This window comes from Oxalicibacterium faecigallinarum (genome assembly GCF_014635705.1).
Classification (GTDB): Bacteria; Pseudomonadota; Gammaproteobacteria; order Burkholderiales; family Burkholderiaceae_D; genus Oxalicibacterium; species Oxalicibacterium faecigallinarum.
In genome coordinates this window covers 62,257-81,294 of sequence record NZ_BMDI01000002.1, presented here as the reverse complement: position 1 = coordinate 81,294, position 19,038 = coordinate 62,257, and the positions used below count along the sequence as shown (strand labels likewise).

Sequence of the window (19,038 nt, the reverse complement as noted above, 5' to 3'; positions counted from 1 at the left end):
ACACGCCGACTGCCCTCATTCATTTAGCTGAACATCAATGCTGTCAGCAGGAAATCCAGCCCCAGCACGGCAAGCGATGCCATGACTACCGTACGGGTAGTGGCGCGCGCTACGCCTTCCGGAGTCGGCTGCGCCTGATATCCCTGATACAGCGCCACAAAGGTCACGGCAAACCCGAAGACAACACTTTTGATCACACCGTTGACGATGTCATTCCAGAGATCAACGCCGCCTTGCATCTGCGACCAGAACGCCCCCTCATCCACGCCAATCATCTGCACGCCAACGAGATAACCGCCGATGATGCCGACTGCGCTAAAGATTGCGGCAAGGATCGGCATCGCAATCACGCCCGCCCAGAAACGCGGTGCCAATACACGTTTGAGCGGATCGACTGCCATCATTTCCATGGCCGATAGCTGCTCGCCCGCTTTCATCAAGCCGATTTCGGCGGTTAGCGACGTCCCTGCCCGACCGGCAAACAACAATGCCGTCACAACCGGCCCCAGCTCGCGCGTCAGCGACAATGCCACGAGCAAGCCGAGTGCCTGCTCGGAGCCGTATTTATTCAGTGTGTAATAGCCCTGCAAACCCAGCACGAAACCGACAAACAGGCCGGACACACTGATCAGCACCAGCGAATAGTTACCGATGAAGTGCACCTGACTCGTCACCAGTCGCGGACGACGGAAGGCCGCACCAAATGCCATGATCAAGGCAAAAAAGGTGCGCGTCGCGAACCCGACGCCGGTGACCGTTTCACGCGCTGTGCGACCAATGCAAGTAAGCATGTTGACGATCATGCCCCACCTCCGAGTCCCAGATCCTCCGCCAGCGAACGTCCCGGATAGTGAAACGGTACCGGCCCATCCGGTTCGGCATTGACGAATTGCTTCACATACGGATCAGACGACGCCATCATTTCGACCGGCGTACCTTGCGCGACAATCGCGCCCTTGGACAGGAAGTAAACGTAATCAGCAATCAGGAAGGATTCATGCACATCGTGCGACACCAGAATCGTGGTGGAACCCAACGCATCGTTGAGGCGACGAATCAGATTTGCCGTCATGCCCATCGAAATCGGATCAAGACCGGCAAACGGCTCGTCATACATGATCAGTTGCGGATCCAGTGCAATCGCACGGGCAAGCGCGACGCGACGCGCCATACCGCCTGAAATCTCCGACGGCTTGAGCTGCGCGGCGTTGCGCAGGCCGACCGCATTCAGTTTCATCAGCACCAGATCGCGGATCAACTCTTCCGGCAGATCCGTATGCTCGCGCAAGGGAAAGGCAACATTTTCAAAGACCGACATGTCGGTGAACAGTGCACCATGCTGAAACAGCATGCCCATCTTGCGACGCAACCTGTACAAGCCACGCAAGTCTTGTGTGTCAACCCGCTGGCCATCCACGTCGATCGTGCCCGATTGGGGCGCAAGCTGTCCACCTATCAGGCGCAACACCGTAGTCTTGCCTGAGCCGGAGCCGCCCATCACGGCAACCACTTTGCCACGCGGGAATGTCATGTTCAGCGCCGACAGAATCGGGCGCTCACCATAACCAAAATGAAGATCGCGGATATCTACGAGATTAGGCACAAACAACCAATCAATTTGCAATGGCGATATTGTAGTGCAGATTACAAAATCTCTCTCACCAGCATGCACACGCTTGCCATTCAGCATTCTTCCAAATAAAAAGCCGCCGCATTCTGCAATGCGACGGCTTCTTGATGTGCGAAACGATCAGCGTGGCAGGACCGACTCACCCATCAGGAATGCATCCACTTCGCGTGCGCATTGACGGCCTTCGCGGATCGCCCATACAACCAGCGACTGACCGCGACGCATGTCACCTGCGGCAAACACTTTATCAACCGACGTGCGATAGCAGCCCTCGCCATCCGTCGTGGCCTTGGCATTGCCGCGCTGATCCTTGTCCACACCAAAGGCATCCAGCACGCTTTGGACTGGCGAAACGAAGCCCATTGCCAGGAAGACCAGATCCGCTTTCATTTCGAATTCGGAGTTCGGCACTTCGACCATCTTGCCGTCTTTCCACTCAACGCGTGCAGCAATCAGCTTTTCAACCTTGCCGTTCTTGCCTTCCAGACGCTTGGTCGCAACGGCCCAATCACGTTCGCAACCTTCTTCGTGCGACGAGGAGGTGCGCAGCTTGGTTGGCCAGTATGGCCAGACCAGTGGCTTGTTCTCTTCTTCGGGTGGCTGCGGCAGCAGTTCGAACTGCGCAACCGATGCAGCACCTTGACGGTTGGACGTACCAACACAGTCAGAACCGGTATCGCCACCACCGATCACGACAACATGCTTGCCGGCTGCAACGATCTGATCCTTGACCTTGTCACCTGCATTGACCTTGTTCTGTACTGGCAGGAACTCCATCGCGAAATGCACGCCCTTCAACTCGCGACCAGGCACTGGCAAGTCACGCGGCTGCTCCGCACCACCGGCGATGATCACGGCATCGAAATCCTTTTTCAGCTGGTCAGGATGAATCGTTTCCTTGGCCCAGTTGATGATGTTCGACGGGAAATCCTTGCCAATGAACACGCCGGTACGGAAGGTCACGCCTTCGGCTTCCATCTGCTTGACGCGCAAATCGATGTGCGACTTTTCCATCTTGAAGTCAGGAATGCCATAACGCAGCAAACCGCCGACGCGATCGTTCTTTTCGAACACGGTGACATCGTGCCCCACACGTGCCAGTTGCTGTGCGGCAGCCATGCCTGCAGGACCTGCGCCAACGACAGCGACTTTCTTGCCGGTCTTGAGTGCTGGTGGCTGCGGGACAACCCAGCCGCTTTCCCAGCCTTTATCAATGATGAAGTGCTCGATCGATTTGATGCCGACCGGCTCTTCATTGATGCCCAGCGTGCACGCTGCTTCGCAAGGTGCAGGGCAAATACGACCGGTGAACTCAGGGAAGTTATTGGTCGAATGCAGCGTGTCGAGCGCCTGCTTGTAGTTGCCGGTATAAACCAGATCATTCCAGTCCGGAATGATGTTGTTGACCGGGCAGCCGTTATTGCAGAACGGAATGCCGCAATCCATGCAACGCGCACCCTGCACTTTTGCATCGGCATCGCTCAGATGAACGGTAAATTCCTTGTAATGCTTGGTACGTTTTTGCGGCTCTTCGCTTGCTTCTTTCAAGCGTTGAAATTCCATAAAGCCGGTAATCTTTCCCATGTTTCTCTCGCCTTCTAAACCATTTGTTTCACCCGACTGACCAGCAACCGGGCAAGAACCATCTCAATTGGTGTTTGCGTTTTCGCTTATACCGCTGCGGCAGTCACCACCGTTTGCTCAGCCTTGGCTGCATGCATCTCAGCCAGTGCGCGCTTGTATTCCGACGGGAACACTTTGACAAACTTGGTACGCGCCACACTCCAGTCATCCAGCAATGCGCGCGCACGCGTGCTGCCGGTGTACTTGAAGTGACGCTCGATCAGACCCTTGAGGATTGCTTCATCGGTCTGGCCTTCACCACCGCGCGTGGTTGCATGCCAGGAACCACGATCGTTCTTGCTCTCCTGCTCGGCTGCCGATACCACCTTTTCCAGCGTGACCATGGCCATGTTGCACTTGGCCGGGAATTCACCTTCCGGATCGTAGACATAAGCCAGACCACCAGACATGCCTGCTGCGAAGTTACGACCGGTATCACCCAGAACGACAACCGTACCGCCGGTCATGTATTCGCAACCGTGATCACCCGTACCTTCGACGACAGCGATTGCGCCCGAGTTACGGACAGCGAAACGCTCACCCACGACACCGGTCAGGAATGCTTCACCAGAAACAGCACCGTACAGAACGGTGTTGCCGCTGATGATGTTTTCGACGGCGCGGCCACGGAACTCCGTATTCGGACGCACGATGATGCGACCACCCGACAGACCTTTGCCAACGTAATCGTTACCTTCGCCCACCAGATCCAGCGTGATGCCATGTGCAAGGAAGGCGCCTGCCGACTGGCCTGCGGTACCTTGCAACTGGATATGAATCGTGTCGTCAGGCAAACCTTCGTGACCGTATTTCTTCGCAACTTCACCCGACAGCATTGCACCAACCGTACGGTTGACATTCTTGATGGTCGAGATGAAGGAAACTTTTTCACCGTTGTCGATCGCTGCCTTGGCTTGTGCGATCAGCTTGTTGTCGAGTGCTTTTTCCAGACCGTGCTCTTGACCTTCGGTATGGAAGCGCGCTTCGCCATTGCGTGTCTCGGGCTGATAGAACATGCGGCTGAAATCCAGGCCCTTGGCTTTCCAGTGCGAGATCGCTTTCGACTTGTCGAGCAGATCCGAACGACCGATCAGATCATCGAACTTGGCAATGCCGAGTTGCGCCATGATCTGACGTGCTTCTTCTGCGATATGGAAGAAGTAATTGACCACGTGCTCTGGCTTGCCGGCAAACTTGGCACGCAGCACAGGATCTTGCGTTGCCACGCCGACAGGACAGGTGTTGAGATGGCACTTGCGCATCATGATGCACCCCTCGACGACCAGCGGTGCGGTCGAGAAGCCCATTTCATCTGCACCCAGCAGACCGGCGATCACAACGTCGCGACCGGTTTTCATCTGACCATCAGCCTGCACGCGAATACGCGTGCGCAGACCGTTGAGGATCAGCGTTTGCTGCGTTTCTGCCAGACCGAGTTCCCACGGCGAACCAGCGAACTTGACCGACGACAGCGGCGATGCGCCCGTACCGCCATCGTGACCGGCGATCACGACGTGATCGGCCTTCGCTTTGGCAACACCGGTTGCAACCGTACCGACGCCGACTTCCGATACCAGCTTGACCGAAATGTCAGCCGTCGGATTGACGTTCTTCAGATCGTGGATCAACTGCGCCAGATCTTCAATCGAATAGATGTCGTGGTGCGGCGGCGGCGAGATCAGACCCACGCCCGGCACCGAGAAACGCAGTTTGGCGATGTACTCGGACACCTTGTGACCCGGCAGCTGACCGCCTTCACCTGGTTTCGCACCCTGTGCCATCTTGATCTGGATCTGCTCTGCCGACGTCAGATATTCAGTCGTCACGCCGAAACGACCGGACGCAACCTGCTTGATTTTCGAACGCAGCGAGTCGCCTGCGAGCAATGGCATATCGACTTCAACAACGTCCTTGCCAATCACGGCAGACAAGGTGGTCGCTTCCTTGATCGGGATGCCACGCAGCTCGTTACGATAGCGACGGCTATCCTCGCCACCCTCACCTGTATTCGACTTGCCGCCGATACGATTCATGGCGATCGCCAAGGTCGCATGTGCTTCGGTCGAAATCGAACCGAGCGACATCGCTCCCGTAGCAAAGCGCTTGACGATCTCCTTGGCTGGCTCCACTTCATCCAGCGGAATTGCCTTGGCAGGATCGCATTTGAATTCGAACAAGCCACGCAAAGTCATATGACGCTTGGATTGATCATTGATGATTTGCGCGTATTCCTTGTACGTGTTGAAGTTGTTGGCGCGTGCCGAGTGCTGCAATTTTGCAATCGCATCTGGCGTCCACATGTGTTCTTCACCACGGATACGGAATGCGTATTCGCCACCGGCGTCAAGTGCATTGGCCAGTACCGGATCGCTGCCGAATGCCAGACGATGCAGACGCAGTGCTTCTTCTGCAACTTCAAACACACCGATACCTTCGACATTCGATGCCGTGCCTTTGAAGTATTTGTCGACCAGACCTTTATTCAGACCGATTGCTTCAAAAATCTGCGCGCCGCAATACGACATGTAGGTCGAGATGCCCATCTTGGACATGACCTTCATCAGACCTTTACCGACCGCTTTCTGGAAGTTGGCGATGGCCTTGTATGGCGCCAGATCGCCCGGCAGGTCTTTTGCCATTTCGCTCAGCGTATCCATCGCGAGATATGGATGGATCGCTTCCGCGCCGTAACCGGCGAGCAGGGCAAAGTGATGCGTCTCGCGCGCTGAACCGGTTTCAACCACCAGGCCGGTCGAGGTACGCAGACCTTTGCTGACCAGGTGCAGGTGGATGGCCGACGTTGCCAGCAATGCAGGAATCGCCACGCTATCTGCACCGACTTTACGGTCAGAGACGATCAGGATGTTGTGGCCGGAATTAACGGCATCGACGGCTTGTGCGCACAGCGAGGCCAGACGTGCTTCGATACCATCTTTACCCCATGCAACCGGGTAGCAGATGTTCAGTTCATGCGACTTGAATTTGCCGCCTGTATGCTTGCTGATGTTGCGCAGCTTGGCCATATCGGCATAGTCGAGCACTGGCTGCGCGACTTCCAGACGCATTGGCGGGTTGATGTTGTTGGTGTCCAGCAGGTTCGGTTTCGGACCAATGAAGGAAACCAGCGACATGACCATCGCTTCGCGAATCGGATCGATTGGCGGGTTGGTCACCTGTGCAAACAGCTGACGGAAGTAGTTGTACAGCGTCTTGTCCTTGTTGGACATGACGGCCAGCGGCGAATCGTTCCCCATCGAGCCAGTCGCTTCTTCTGCGTTGACGGCCATCGGCGACATCAGGAATTTCAGGTCTTCCTGCGTGTAGCCAAATGCCTGCTGCAGATCCAGCAACTTGGTCGTGTTTTTCGCTTCTTCCTCTTCCTTGCTCAGCTCGTCGAGCTTGATGCGGACCGATTCGATCCACTGCTTGTATGGCTTGGCGTTGGCGTAGGTGTCTTTCAGTTCCTTGTCATCGATGATGCGACCGGCATCCAGATCGATCAGGAACATCTTGCCTGGTTGTAGGCGCCACTTCTTGATGATCTTCGACTCAGGAATTGGCAGCACACCAGATTCCGACGCCATCACGACCAGATCGTCATCAGTGACGATATAGCGAGCCGGACGCAGACCGTTACGATCCAGCGTACCGCCGATATGGCGACCATCCGTGAATGCCATGGCGGCCGGGCCATCCCATGGCTCCATCATCGCTGCGTGGTATTCGTAGAAGGCGCGACGATTGTCGTCCATCAATGTATGGTTTTCCCAAGCCTCCGGCACCATCATCATCATCGCTTGCGCGATCGGGTAACCCGCCATCACCAGCAGTTCGAGCGCGTTGTCGAAGCAGGCAGTGTCGGATTGGCCTTCGTAGATCAGCGGGAACAGTTTTTTAAGATCGTCGCCGAGAACAGCCGATTTCATCACGCCTTCACGCGCGCGCATCCAGTTGAAGTTGCCTTTGACCGTATTGATCTCGCCGTTGTGGGCCAGCAGGCGATACGGGTGAGCCAGCGGCCACTCAGGGAAAGTATTGGTCGAGAAGCGTTGGTGGACCAGCGCCAGCGCGGACACGCAGCGCGGATCTTGCAGGTCTTTATAGTATTCGCCGACCTGATCCGCCAACAGCAGGCCTTTATAGACCACCGTGCGCGCCGACATCGACGGCATGAAGAACTCTTTGCCGTGCAACAGGTTCAAGCCTTGAATTGCATGGCCCGCCGATTTACGGATCACGAACAGCTTGCGCTCCAGCGCGTCGGTCACGATGATGTCCTGACCACGACCGATGAAAATTTGACGGATGACCGGCTCTTTTTCACGTACGGTCGGCGACATGGGCATGTCTTTGTCGACCAGAACGTCACGCCAGCCGAGAACGACCTGGCCTTCGGCAGCGACAGCACGTTCCAGCTCCTGTTCGCAGGCGATACGCGATGCGTTTTCTTTTGGCAGGAAGACCATGCCCACGCCATACTCGCCAGCCGGCGGCAACGTCACGCCCTGCTTGGCCATTTCTTCGCGGTAATACTGATCCGGGATCTGGATCAGAATACCCGCACCGTCACCCATGAGCTTGTCTGCACCGACCGCACCACGGTGATCGATGTTTTTCAGGATCTGCAGACCCTGCTCAATGATGGAATGGCTTTTTTGACCTTTGATGTGGGCGACAAAACCAACGCCGCATGCATCATGTTCATTAGCCGGGTCGTATAAACCTTGCGCGTGCATAGACTTCTCCACTACTAACTTTTTGACGAGCCTGAAGGATAGTGCAGCGTAATGGCAAATACAACCCGAATAAAAGGGGTCAGAGTCAAATTAAAAACTCGTTGAATTTGCGCTTTATTTTATGGGGACAGAGTCAAGCCCATTGCTGGCGTATAAATTCTCGCCATTGATAGCCATTCTCATTAAAGGGACTTTACCAATGCCTCGCGTGCAGGCCTGCCGCGGCGGGATGGCTGTACGCGTCGGCGCACCTGTCGCTCCAGCCCCGCCTTGAACTGATCCGACCCGAGCGCCCAGCCTTTCAACGTCGCCTCGCTCAGCATGCGCACTTCGTGCTCGTCCAGACCTTCTTCGATCAACCGACGGTACGCGGCTTCACGCTCAAATGGCGTGTTGCCAAGCGACCAATACAATACATGGTCCGAAATCATCGGATCCGACTTGATACCGACATGATGCTGGTAACTTGACCATGCATAGTCTCCCGCATGCGCCACCAGCTTTGCCCGTACCGGATTGAGATCGATATAGCGACTGCACAGCATCAGATAATGCTCCGCATCCAGTACTGCGGTCCGGTAACGCCCCTGCCACAAGGTGCCGCTTCGATGATATTTCTGATTAAAGTAAGGCACGTAGTGGCGGCCAATCCACTGCATCATTCGTGCCAGACCATCCTTGTCGGCCGGTGTTGCCAGCAAATGCAAATGGTTAGGCATCAGCACATAGGCGTGGATCGCCACGTTAAATTGACGACTCGCCTCACGCAGACAATCCAGAAAGAACATGTAATCCGCCGTTTCATGGAAAACCAATTGCTGATCCACACCACGCTGAATCAGGTGATGCGGTTGGTTGGGGACAACAAGTCTGGGAAGCCGCGCCATAAACGGGAAGAAAAAAGCCGGAGTCGCTTCATGATAGCGACTCCGGCCGGGCTTGTGTTGCGAGTGAGGGAACCAGACTAGTGCATGGCGCGCGCCCAGACCGGATCCATATGGCAGCGATGCTCGATTGCCTTGACCAGAATCGCGCGCAAATCATCCAGCAATGCCACTTCGTTGGGCGCTATTTTGGACAGCGGCAAGGATGCATCCCAATCGCCATAGATAAAGCCTACCGGATGGAAGTTAAGCATCAGCGGCAGAATGACAAAACTGCGCGCACTGCTCATTTCCTCACGCCACCAGCGTGGCAGCTTGCTGACAAAGCCGGGGGCCAGTGCATCCTCGACAAAAATCATCTTGTTGTTGGCCAGCGCTGCATGAAAGACATCCGGCTGATAGGCGTCATTGAATGACAGTCGCGGCAGCAGCTCTTCCATGCATTCGCCAAAACACATGCGCGCAATATATTTGCTCTCTTCGTGATTGCGCAAAAAGGCAACCGCGCGACTTAAACCCAGGCCCTGAAAAACCGTTTCCAGCGCAACCGTCATCAGCTGACCAGTGCTGGTCGAAATCAGATCGCCACGCAAATCACTCACGCCGCGCTTGAGAATATTGATCGAATCCGCAGGCTTGCCGAGCGGCAGCGCCAATTGCGTGTCACTCTCTTCCTGCTTGGGCGCTCCCTCAGCGACAACCTCCGTGGCGACATGTGCCGATTCGACTGCAGCCAGCAGTACGGAAGCGTCCAGTCCCAGCATGTGTGCGTAATTGCTGGTCAGCTCGCTGACGGACGCGGTCCTGTCCTCGCACAGCACGGTGGCACAACGCGTGGACATCGTCGATACGGCTGCCAGCCAGTCCGCATGCTCAAGCGGATCGCTATCCGGATCGGCCACACGCGGCGGCATTTCCTTCAGGCTTTCCACCAGTTCGTTAGGCAAACCCCAGCGACGCGCAACCAGACGCCCGATTTCATCCAGCGGCAAACCCAATACGGCAACGACTGCTTCACTTTCGAGCCGCTCGTTTTCGGTCACATCCTGCTGAATCTGCTGCCAGTGTTCGGGCAGATAGAAGGACACCATCAGCCGTCCGAGGGAATGCAGGAGTGAACAGACAACCGCCTCTTCCGTATCGCGCCGCGTCGAGGAGGAAGCAACCTGACGGGCAATCTTGCCGGCCAGCACGGCCTTTTCCATTTCATTGCGTGTCGTGGAAGTGCCCAGCGAGGCAACCGACAATCCATCGATCAGCTTGAGACCAAGCGCCAAATGGCCGATGGTCTCTGTGCCAAGCACGATGACCGCCTTGGACACTGTATTGATACTTTGACCAAAAGCCGAGTACATCGCGCTATTGGCAAGTCGCAACACACGCTGCGTCAGTGCAGGGTCGGACAGCACGGTGCGCGTCATGCTGAATTCGCGATCGTCCTCTCCCTGCATGGCGCCGACGATGGCACTGACGACTTTGGCAAAACCCGGCAGATCGCCGCGCTGTCGCACGCGCGTCAGCAACAATTCAATCGTCTTATCCGGATTGAGAGTGAGGTCTTCTTGCTTCGTCATGAATCTGTTTCTATCGCCTGATTAATTTTGTAACGCTGCGGCGTCTGCTTGCAATAGAGAGATAACGGCCTCTGGCAACATCGGGAAACCAGTATGAAAGCCCTGAATCAGGGAACAGCCCTGGAGCGCCAGGAATTTCAGCTGCACTTCATTCTCGACACCTTCCGCCACAGTCAACAAACTCAAATGGCTGGCAAGGCTGAGCACCACATTACAAATCGCCGCATCCTTCACCGATTCAGGCAAATCCTTGATGAAGGTACGGTCGATTTTGAGTGCTGCAATCGGAAAACGTTTCAAGTAGGCCAGCGATGAATATCCGGTACCGAAATCGTCAATGGCAATCCGCACACCGCGACCGGTGATTTTAGTCAAAAGCTGCTCGGCGTGCTCAGGATCGGACATCAGAATGCCCTCGGTAATTTCCAGCAGCAGCTGCGAGCCATCCAGCCCGGACAGCTTGATCGCGTCGTCCACCATATCGATGAACTGGTCGCTGCGGAACTGACGCGGACTGACGTTGACCGACACATACAACTGCCGGCCAGCCGCCTCCTGAAAACGCTTGAGCTGGACACACGCCACTTTCAGCGCCCATGCGCCAAGCAGATTGATCAGACCATTGTCCTCCGCCATCGGGATGAACTGATTCGGCGGCACCAGACCGATTTCCGGACGCATCCAGCGCATCAGTGCCTCGAACCCGACGATCTGGCGGGTGCGTGCGTCGACAATCGGCTGGTAATGCAACAGAAACTCGCCGTTACGCACGGCTTCGAACATCGCCGCTTCCATGGACACATCATGTTCGAACTGGTCGAACACGATCTGGTTATAGATAACGCAACGTGCCTTGCCGGTTTCCTTGGCGCGATACAACGCCGTATCGGCGTGCGCCAGCAATTTGACGTCCGAATCGCCATGCACCGGGTAAACCGCGGCGCCGATCGAAGTGCTGACATACAAGGTGTGGCCTTCGATATCAAACGGCAACTGCATGCTGGAAATCATGCGACGTGCAATCGCATTGATCTCAACCTCTTCCGTCACACCCGGCAGCACCACGACAAATTCGTCGCCACCGACACGCGCCAGCGTATCCACATCGCGCAACAAGACACGCAAGCGATCTGCCGCGATACGCAACAAGGCATCGCCAATCGCGTGCCCGAGTGCGTCATTGACTTTCTTGAAACCGTCGAGATCCAGTTCGACGACCGTAAATCCGGTCTGACTGCGACGCGACTGCGCAATCGCCATCCGCAGGCGATCGGTTAACAGCGAACGATTGGGCAAACCGGTGAGCTCGTCATGCGTTGCCATATGACGCAGGCGCTCTTCCGTTGCGTGCTGGGCCGACACGTCGCGGCCACTCACCAGCACCTCGGGTTCGCCGCCATTGACGGCCAGCAGCTCGAGCTCAAACCACATGGCACCGACGCGCGTCGTCATGCGCACACTTACACGGGTGATCTGCTGTGCCTGCACCGCCTGCATGAACGCCGCCTCGATGGCGTGCCGATCCGACAAGCGCACCAGTTCAAACATGCTCAGGCCGACCAGCGGCGCGCCGGGCGCGAGCATGGTGGCGGCCCGTTTGCTGGCCTGCAGAATTTCGCCTTGCAGATTTAACCGGAACGACAGTTCACCAGCCAGTTCCATCAGGCTGAGCAACCGGTGATCCGGAGGAAGGTCGCGCTTAGAAAACATGCTTGAACGGCTCAAAAAAAATACGAATGACTTTCAAGCCATTGTTAATGTCAACTTATCGGTGCATCACGCGGGAACCGCACGTCGGATGGCGTAAGCAGAATTGATAAATTAACACACTCAAATTGTAAAATCTCTTCAAATGCAGTTTTGAATCTTAATGCAGAGCAAGGATAAAAAGTAGAAAAGTTTGTACGAAATTTTTACCTTGCCATCCCGCCACCCGGACCACAGCATGCACCGCAAACTTCATGACAAGATGCACACATTTTTCCGCATTTTGCCGCGTATAGTCAGGCGAAGCTAAGTACTATACACAGGCAATGGCGATGCAATAATGCAACAGCCATTCTATAAAAAATCGCACTTGCCTTATTGACGCCAAGCGTGTGCGCACCTTCAACCTTGGACATCCGCACCAGTTTGGGGTGGCCACACGCATTCCAAGCCAAGCGACACAAACAAAAACAATCAGGGACAAAACCAGCCTGCCATGCATCCAGCCGCCGACATCAACCTCATCGCCGCCATCATTTTTGGCGTTGCCCTGATCCATACCTTTGCTGCCAAGTCATTTGAACGGCTCGCGCACAAAAGCAAACGCCACGCCGGTCTGTTTCACCTGCTGGGTGAAATCGAAGTGGTCTTCGGTCTGTGGGCATTTGTACTGATCGGCGCAATGGCGGTCGTCGTTGGCGGGCAAGAGGCGCTCGAGTATGCGGAAACCCGGCACTACACCGAACCCCTATTCGTTTTCGTCATCATGGTCATTGCGGCATCCAGGCCGGTACTGGAAACGGTCAAGGGTCTGGTTAACGTGCTGGCCAAAGCCTTGCCGATCCGTACGGCGGTCGCACGCGTCTGGCTCTGTCTGTCACTGGTACCGCTGATCGGATCACTGATCACCGAACCGGCGGCCATGACGCTGGCGGCACTGATGCTCGCACCCATGGTTTTTCGGGACAACATGCCTGAATGGAAAAAATATGCCGCTCTCGGCGTATTGTTCGTCAATATTTCCATCGGCGGCACCTTGACCTCCTTTGCCGCCCCGCCGGTCCTGATGGTCGCCAGTACCTGGCAATGGGACAGCAGCTTCATGCTGCTCACTTTTGGCTGGAAAGCGGCGCTTGCCGTCTTCATCAATGCCACGGTTGTGACCTTTCTGATGCGCACCCATCTGACCGATGGCGCGGCCGGCACTGGTGAGCAGAAGCCGATGTCCGTCACCGTTGCCGCCTGTCACCTGCTGGCACTGGCAGGCGTCGTCATCTTCGCGCACCATCCTGTGGTTTTCATTGCCATTTTCCTGCTGTTTCTGGGCTTTACCAAAGCCTATGCTCCGTATCAGCACCCGCTGATTCTCAAAGAAGCTTTGTTGGTCGGCTTTTTCCTTGCCGGCCTGGTCGTGCTGGGTGGCATGCAACAATGGTGGCTACAGCCGATCGTTTCCAGCCTGGGTGATACCGCCCTGTTCTTCGCCGCGCTTGGATTAACAGCCGTTACCGACAACGCTGCTCTGACCTATCTAGGTTCATTGGTTGAAGGCATGAGTGATCAGGCCAAGTACATGCTGATGGCGGGCGCTGTCGCCGGCGGCGGGCTGACCGTCATCGCCAATGCGCCCAATCCAGCTGGCGTCGCTTTGCTGCGTTCCGGCTTCCGTTATGGCGCAGTCAGCATCCTCGGTTTGCTGGCTGGCGCCATTCTTCCCACCATCGTTGCAGCAGGCATGTTTCTACTGTTCTGATACCTCACGCTGCCAGTTGGTTGATCTGACCCGCCAGATTTTCTTGCGCGACATCGCTTACCACGGTCTGTATGGTTCGTCGCAACACCTTGCCCGACTGCGTGCGCGGGAGAGCATCAACAAAAACGACGCTCCGCGGCCGTGCCAGTGAACCGAGTTTCTGGCCGATCACACGCACCAGTTCGGCTTCAAGTGCATCCTGCCCGCCATCCATTTTTGCCTGCTGCGTCCGTACCACAAACGCCAGCGGCACCTGTCCGCGCAAGGCATTCGGCACGCCGATCACCGCTGCCTCGGCAACGGATGGATGCGCCAGCATCACCTCCTCAATCTCTCTTGTACCAAGACGCCGACCGGCAACCAGAATGATGTCGTCACTCCGTCCAAGTACGCGGATATAGCCTTCGTCGTCGACCGTTGCATAATCAAAAGTCGAATAACGCCAGCGCCCTTCCCGGCACGTCCAGTAACTGCGCATGAAATCCGCGCTGTTTTCCCATAAAGTATGCAGACAACCCGGCGGCAACGGGCCATCGGCCACCAGCACGCCGCGTTCACCTGGCAAACAGGGATCGCCACTCTGATGATCCACCACCTTGAGATTGAATCCAAAAACCGGCAATCCGGGCGAGCCGACTTTCCGCACCAGTTCGCTCGCTGCCTGCGGTAGGGCGAGCATCGGCGACCCCGACTCGGTCTGCCAGTAATGATCGATCACTGGCTTGCCAAGTGCCTTTTCGACCCATCGCGCCGTCGGCTCATCCAAGGGCTCGCCCGCCAGGAAGAGTGCACGCAACGACGACAGATCGGCCTGTTGCGCGAACCCTCCGCCCTGCCGTTTCAGCAGTCGCATGGCGGTTGGCGCCGTCAGCATCAGGTTGACCCCGTATGTTTCAACCAGCCGCCACCAGTAGCCGTGATCGGGACGGGTCGGCGCACCTTCGGCCATGATGGTCGTCATGCCCATGATCAAAGGCCCGTAAACACCATAACTATGTCCAACCACCCAGCCGATGTCGGACGTCGTAAACATGGTGTCGCCCGCTTTTGCCCCGAAGATCAATGCCATCGACGTCGCCAGCGCCACAGCGTGTCCACCGACATCACGCTGCACGCCCTTGGGGCGCCCCGTGGTACCGGAGGTATACAGAATGTAAGAGGGCTCGCTGGACTCCAGCCATGTGCAGGCCACCTTCGCCTCACTGAAACGATGCGCCAGTTCATGAAAATCGCAATCACGGCCGGCAACCCTGTCGAAAGCTTGCAATCCCCGATCGATCATCAATACACGCGCCGGCTGATGGCTTGCCATCGACAGCGCTTCGTCCAGCAAGGGTTTGTAGGCAATCTTGCGTCCACCCTGAAAGCCGGCATCAGCGCTGATGACCAGAACAGGTCGCGCATCGTCAATGCGGGTTGCCAGGCTGCCGGCTGCAAATCCACCGAATACGACCGAATGAATTGCCCCCAGCCGCGCACAGGCCAGCATCGCAAACGCCGCTTCTGCAATCATCGGCAGATAGATCAACACGCGTTCGCCCCGTTTGACACCCAGCGATTGCAGCACGGCTGCCATGCGATTGACTTCGCGATGTAGTTCCAGATAGCTGTAGCGACGTGTCTCGCCCGTTTCGCTCGACACATTGACAAGCGCAGTCTGCGTGCCACGCTCCGTCAGATGACGATCGATTGCGTTATAGCAAAGATTGGTGGTGCCGCCGACGAACCAGCGGGTGAAAGGCGCATGGGAATGATCGAGCACGCGTGCGTATGGCGTACGCCACTCGATCCGACGAGCCTGCTCATCCCAGAATTCTTCCGGATGTTGCAGCGACTGTTTCAGCAAGGTGCGATGCGATTCCATGACATTCTCCTTCCATCCAGATGACTCGATATGCAATCGGGACCGGCAGACCCATCAGGCAATCTGGCGCACCGGTTCCGCCATCAATGCCTCGATATGCTCAAGCAAATGACGGGCATCACGCGCCACACCGGAGAACCGTCCGGAGCCCCAGGTGTATTGCCACGGCAAACCCAGGAAGTACAGGCCGGGCACGGCCGTCACACCGCGCTCATGCCCCGGATAACCGCGATCATCGAAGATATCCGCCTTGATCCAGCTGAAGTCCGTACGGAAGCCGATACACCAGATCACGACACGAATACGCGACAGGTCGAGGCTGACCGGCGCATCGATCGCCGGCTCCCACAGGGGGACGTAACGTGCCTCGGAAGGTGCATCAATTCCGTTTTCCGCGATGAAGCGATCAATGCTGTCCTTGATCTTTTCCGACGTGGCATCGGCACTATCCAGATTGATCTTCAGATCATCGCCAAAGAGCGCCACGCCATCCTCAATGTCATTGAAGCGGCCGTACAACTGCATGCCTTCCAGCGCAAATTTGCGCAGGTCAATATCGCGTCCGCCATCACGGCCCGTGACATAGTGATTGGTCTTTTCACGGACCCCGGTGCCGAGCGGATGCTTGTCCACCGGCAGGTCGTAGTACTTCATCTTATCCAGCCACTCGACCACATCCTTGCCGCGATAACGTCGTGCCACACGCGGTGCGTCACCCACGCACAGATGCACCTTGCGACCGACCAGATGCAAGTCTTCGGCGATCTGACAACCCGACTGACCAGTACCGACCACCAGTACTTCGCCGTCCGGCAAGGATTGCGGATTGATGTAATCGGCAGAATGAATTTGCGTGACATGCGCTGGCAAACGACAAGCCGCATGCGGCATGATCGGCAAATGGTAGCCGCCCACCGCGCTGACAATCTGGTCCGCACTCAATGTGCCTTGTGACGTTTCAACGATAAAGCGGCCATCGGCATCGCGATCGACCTTGATGACCGCCACGCCTTCCACTGCCGGCGGATGAAAGCTGTCGATGTAACCATCCATGAATTCGACAATCTCGTCTTTCTTCATGAAGCCGTATGGATCGTTTCCGGTGTAGCTGTAGCCAGGCAAGGTGCATTGCCAGTTCGGCGTAACGAGGCAAAAGGTATCCCAGCGTTCGCTGCGCCAGGCATGGCCCAGGCGGTTCTTTTCAATGATCAGATGACTGATGCCGCGCTCCTTGAGCAGATAACTCATCGACAGGCCTGCCTGTCCGCCGCCGATGATGAGGACCGAATAATGTCCGCTGAGCGCAGGCGTATGTATGGTGTGTTTCATGGGATTCTCCCGACTATCAAGCTGTGATGGTTTCGACGGTGACGTGCGCATCGGCAACGTCAAGAAAGCGACTGGCAGTACGTTCAATGACTTCCAGCTGATCCATGGCTGCGCTGCACATATAGCCGTAACGCGCGTTGACGCGTTCGCTTGCCTTGGTGAGCGCGGCACGACTGATGGCGACAAACTCAGTCAGTGGGTAGCGTTTTCCCTCCTCGAAAAACTCGGTGATGGTTGAGGATGGCGAATAGCACCGGCTCGTCGTGTTGTCCGGCCAGCGGACGTGAAAATGCATGGCGGGCATGTTGTTCTCCGTTGATGAAGCAAAGCTGTGCAACTTGTCTGCACGGCTGGAATGAAAAGGAAAAATCGGGAAAGTCATGATGTGACATCCAGAGCGGGGCCACATCCGATCAATGGCTCCTTGCGGAAATCCCAGACGGTGGCGTGCGCATCGCCTTGTTTCAGACGCACTGTGTGCGAGTCATCGATACGGCCGATGGAAGCACAGGCGATGTCACGCGCCGCAAATCGCGCCTGCACGGTCGCCAGCTTGTCATCCGCCACACTGAGCAAGAAGCCAAAACTGGGGAAAGCCTGTAACCAGCGTTCCAGCACCACGCCGGACGGACGCGGAATCGCATCCAGATCGATGGTGGCACCCACACCGGAGCACTCCAGCAGCATCAAGGCCGTTCCGACGACGCCGGCCATGCTGATGTCCTTGGCAGCGCATGCCAGGCCGTCTTCCGCAATCGTCGGCAAGACGGCAAGATCGCCACGGAGCCGCTCGGCTGGCGAACCGGTGCTGGCATCCCAGTACGCGTGCGGCTCATGAAAACGACCACGCAAGTCGATGGCAGCCACCAGATGCTCGCCCGGTCGTGCATCGAAACTCGTCAACAGTTTGCTGGCACGCCCCACGATGGCAACCGATAGCTGTTCACGATCATTACGGCGGTTGCTGTGCCCACCGACGACCGGCACGTTATAGATACGTGATGCCTCGGCCATGCCTTGCAGTACCGGCTGTGCCGCCTCGCCATCGCGACTCCACAAGGCATCCACCACCGCCAGCGGACGGCCACCCATTGCGTAGATGTCACTGACGTTGACCATGACGCCGCAGTAACCTGCAAACCACGGTTCCTTCTCTACAAACTCGTTGACGAAACCTTCGATGGCGAACAGCAGATAGCCGTCACCATCGGGGATCGCTGCACAGTCGTCTCCGACTGCAATCGGCTGCCCATTCGAGGCAAGCGCGGGATGTGCACCCAAGGTCTGCATCACCGTGTCGATATCACGCTTGTGCGCGACACCACGCGATACACGTATCTGTTCGCACAAGGCCCTCAGGCTGGCGGCATCGTCGATGACAACACGCGCATTCATGCGGCCTCCGCCTCGCGACGTCCGGGCAGCACAAATCCGACGTCGCCATCATGAATCGGTGGGTAATGGGCCAGATCGGCCTGCATCAGATGATGCAGGCGACCATGAATATCCATCTGCTCCAGCGAGTGCCAGTGCAAACGCTCGAACAAGGGCACGTTCTGCGCCTGTACGTGCGCAAGAAAGGTATGACAACCGTGCGCATGCGCCGTCGACACGGCGAGTTTGATCAGACCGCTACCCACCGAACCGAGGCGTCGTGCATGCCACGCCACGGCCAGACGCGAGCCGTACCACAAGCCGGTTTCCGGCTGATGGATACGCACGGTGCCGACCACCTCTCGACTGCCGTCTGCTGCGTCGATGACTGCGGCAATGGGCAATGCCGTTGCGTCAATGGCATCGGTATCGTCATGTTCGAAGATGCCTTGCTCGGCGCAAAAGACCGCACGCCGCAGCATGCGAATCGCCTCCACTTCTTCCCGACGGGTCGCCAGCTTGATACGTACATCCACGCGACGATGCGAACGCACAATCGGCATG

13 protein-coding genes are annotated in these 19,038 nt (G+C 56.7%); 1 reads left to right on the top strand and 12 read right to left on the bottom strand.

Going from position 1 to position 19,038, the window contains the following annotated elements:
• Positions 1-23: 23 nt before the first annotated feature.
• The 7 genes from mlaE to IEV29_RS10290 all read right to left on the bottom strand — a co-directional run bounded on the left by mlaE (position 24) and on the right by IEV29_RS10290 (position 12,157).
• Positions 24-803, bottom strand: a complete 780-nt coding sequence (mlaE, locus tag IEV29_RS10320; protein WP_188381226.1) for a lipid asymmetry maintenance ABC transporter permease subunit MlaE — start codon at positions 801-803, stop codon at positions 24-26.
• The gene (locus IEV29_RS10315) at positions 800-1,603 is read right to left on the bottom strand and encodes an ABC transporter ATP-binding protein (protein ID WP_188381225.1); all 804 of its coding nucleotides are present in this window, start codon (positions 1,601-1,603) and stop codon (positions 800-802) included. The genes mlaE and IEV29_RS10315 overlap by 4 nt, the downstream gene beginning before the upstream one ends.
• Positions 1,604-1,750: 147 nt before the next feature.
• A complete protein-coding gene (locus tag IEV29_RS10310) occupies positions 1,751-3,214 on the bottom strand; it encodes a glutamate synthase subunit beta (protein ID WP_188381224.1) in 1,464 nt (487 codons plus the stop codon).
• An 86-nt stretch (positions 3,215-3,300) separates the two neighbouring features.
• Positions 3,301-7,989, bottom strand: a complete 4,689-nt coding sequence (locus IEV29_RS10305; RefSeq protein WP_188381223.1) for a glutamate synthase-related protein — start codon at positions 7,987-7,989, stop codon at positions 3,301-3,303.
• A gap of 182 nt (positions 7,990-8,171) precedes the next feature.
• A complete protein-coding gene (locus tag IEV29_RS10300) occupies positions 8,172-8,876 on the bottom strand; it encodes a transposase (RefSeq protein WP_188381222.1) in 705 nt (234 codons plus the stop codon).
• Between the two features lie 77 nt (positions 8,877-8,953).
• Positions 8,954-10,447: an HDOD domain-containing protein gene (locus tag IEV29_RS10295; RefSeq protein ID WP_188381221.1), complete on the bottom strand. Its 1,494-nt coding sequence runs from the start codon at positions 10,445-10,447 to the stop codon at positions 8,954-8,956.
• Between the two features lie 21 nt (positions 10,448-10,468).
• Positions 10,469-12,157, bottom strand: coding sequence for a putative bifunctional diguanylate cyclase/phosphodiesterase (locus IEV29_RS10290; protein ID WP_229726347.1), 1,689 nt, complete (start codon positions 12,155-12,157; stop codon positions 10,469-10,471).
• A gap of 493 nt (positions 12,158-12,650) precedes the next feature.
• Here IEV29_RS10290 and IEV29_RS10285 point away from each other — a divergent pair, with 493 nt between their 5' ends.
• On the top strand, positions 12,651-13,907 hold the full coding sequence (locus IEV29_RS10285; RefSeq protein WP_188381220.1) for a putative Na+/H+ antiporter: 1,257 nt from the start codon (positions 12,651-12,653) through the stop codon (positions 13,905-13,907).
• 4 nt (positions 13,908-13,911) lie between these two features.
• Here IEV29_RS10285 and prpE read toward each other — a convergent pair whose 3' ends face one another.
• From prpE to IEV29_RS10260, 5 genes are all read right to left on the bottom strand, one after another.
• Positions 13,912-15,771 (bottom strand): propionate--CoA ligase, encoded by a 1,860-nt coding sequence (prpE, locus tag IEV29_RS10280; RefSeq protein ID WP_188381219.1) that lies wholly within the window; start codon positions 15,769-15,771, stop codon positions 13,912-13,914.
• Between the two features lie 54 nt (positions 15,772-15,825).
• Positions 15,826-17,100 (bottom strand): MSMEG_0569 family flavin-dependent oxidoreductase, encoded by a 1,275-nt coding sequence (locus IEV29_RS10275; RefSeq protein WP_188381218.1) that lies wholly within the window; start codon positions 17,098-17,100, stop codon positions 15,826-15,828.
• Between the two features lie 16 nt (positions 17,101-17,116).
• Positions 17,117-17,404 carry an MSMEG_0570 family nitrogen starvation response protein gene (locus tag IEV29_RS10270; protein WP_188381217.1) on the bottom strand — a complete coding sequence of 96 codons (288 nt, stop codon included), beginning with the start codon at positions 17,402-17,404 and terminating at the stop codon, positions 17,117-17,119.
• A gap of 74 nt (positions 17,405-17,478) precedes the next feature.
• Positions 17,479-18,495: a sll0787 family AIR synthase-like protein gene (locus IEV29_RS10265; RefSeq protein ID WP_188381216.1), complete on the bottom strand. Its 1,017-nt coding sequence runs from the start codon at positions 18,493-18,495 to the stop codon at positions 17,479-17,481.
• A complete protein-coding gene (locus IEV29_RS10260) occupies positions 18,492-19,037 on the bottom strand; it encodes an MSMEG_0567/Sll0786 family nitrogen starvation N-acetyltransferase (RefSeq protein WP_188381807.1) in 546 nt (181 codons plus the stop codon). Before IEV29_RS10260 ends, IEV29_RS10265 begins: the two co-directional genes overlap by 4 nt.
• Between the last annotated feature and the right edge of the window lies 1 nt (position 19,038).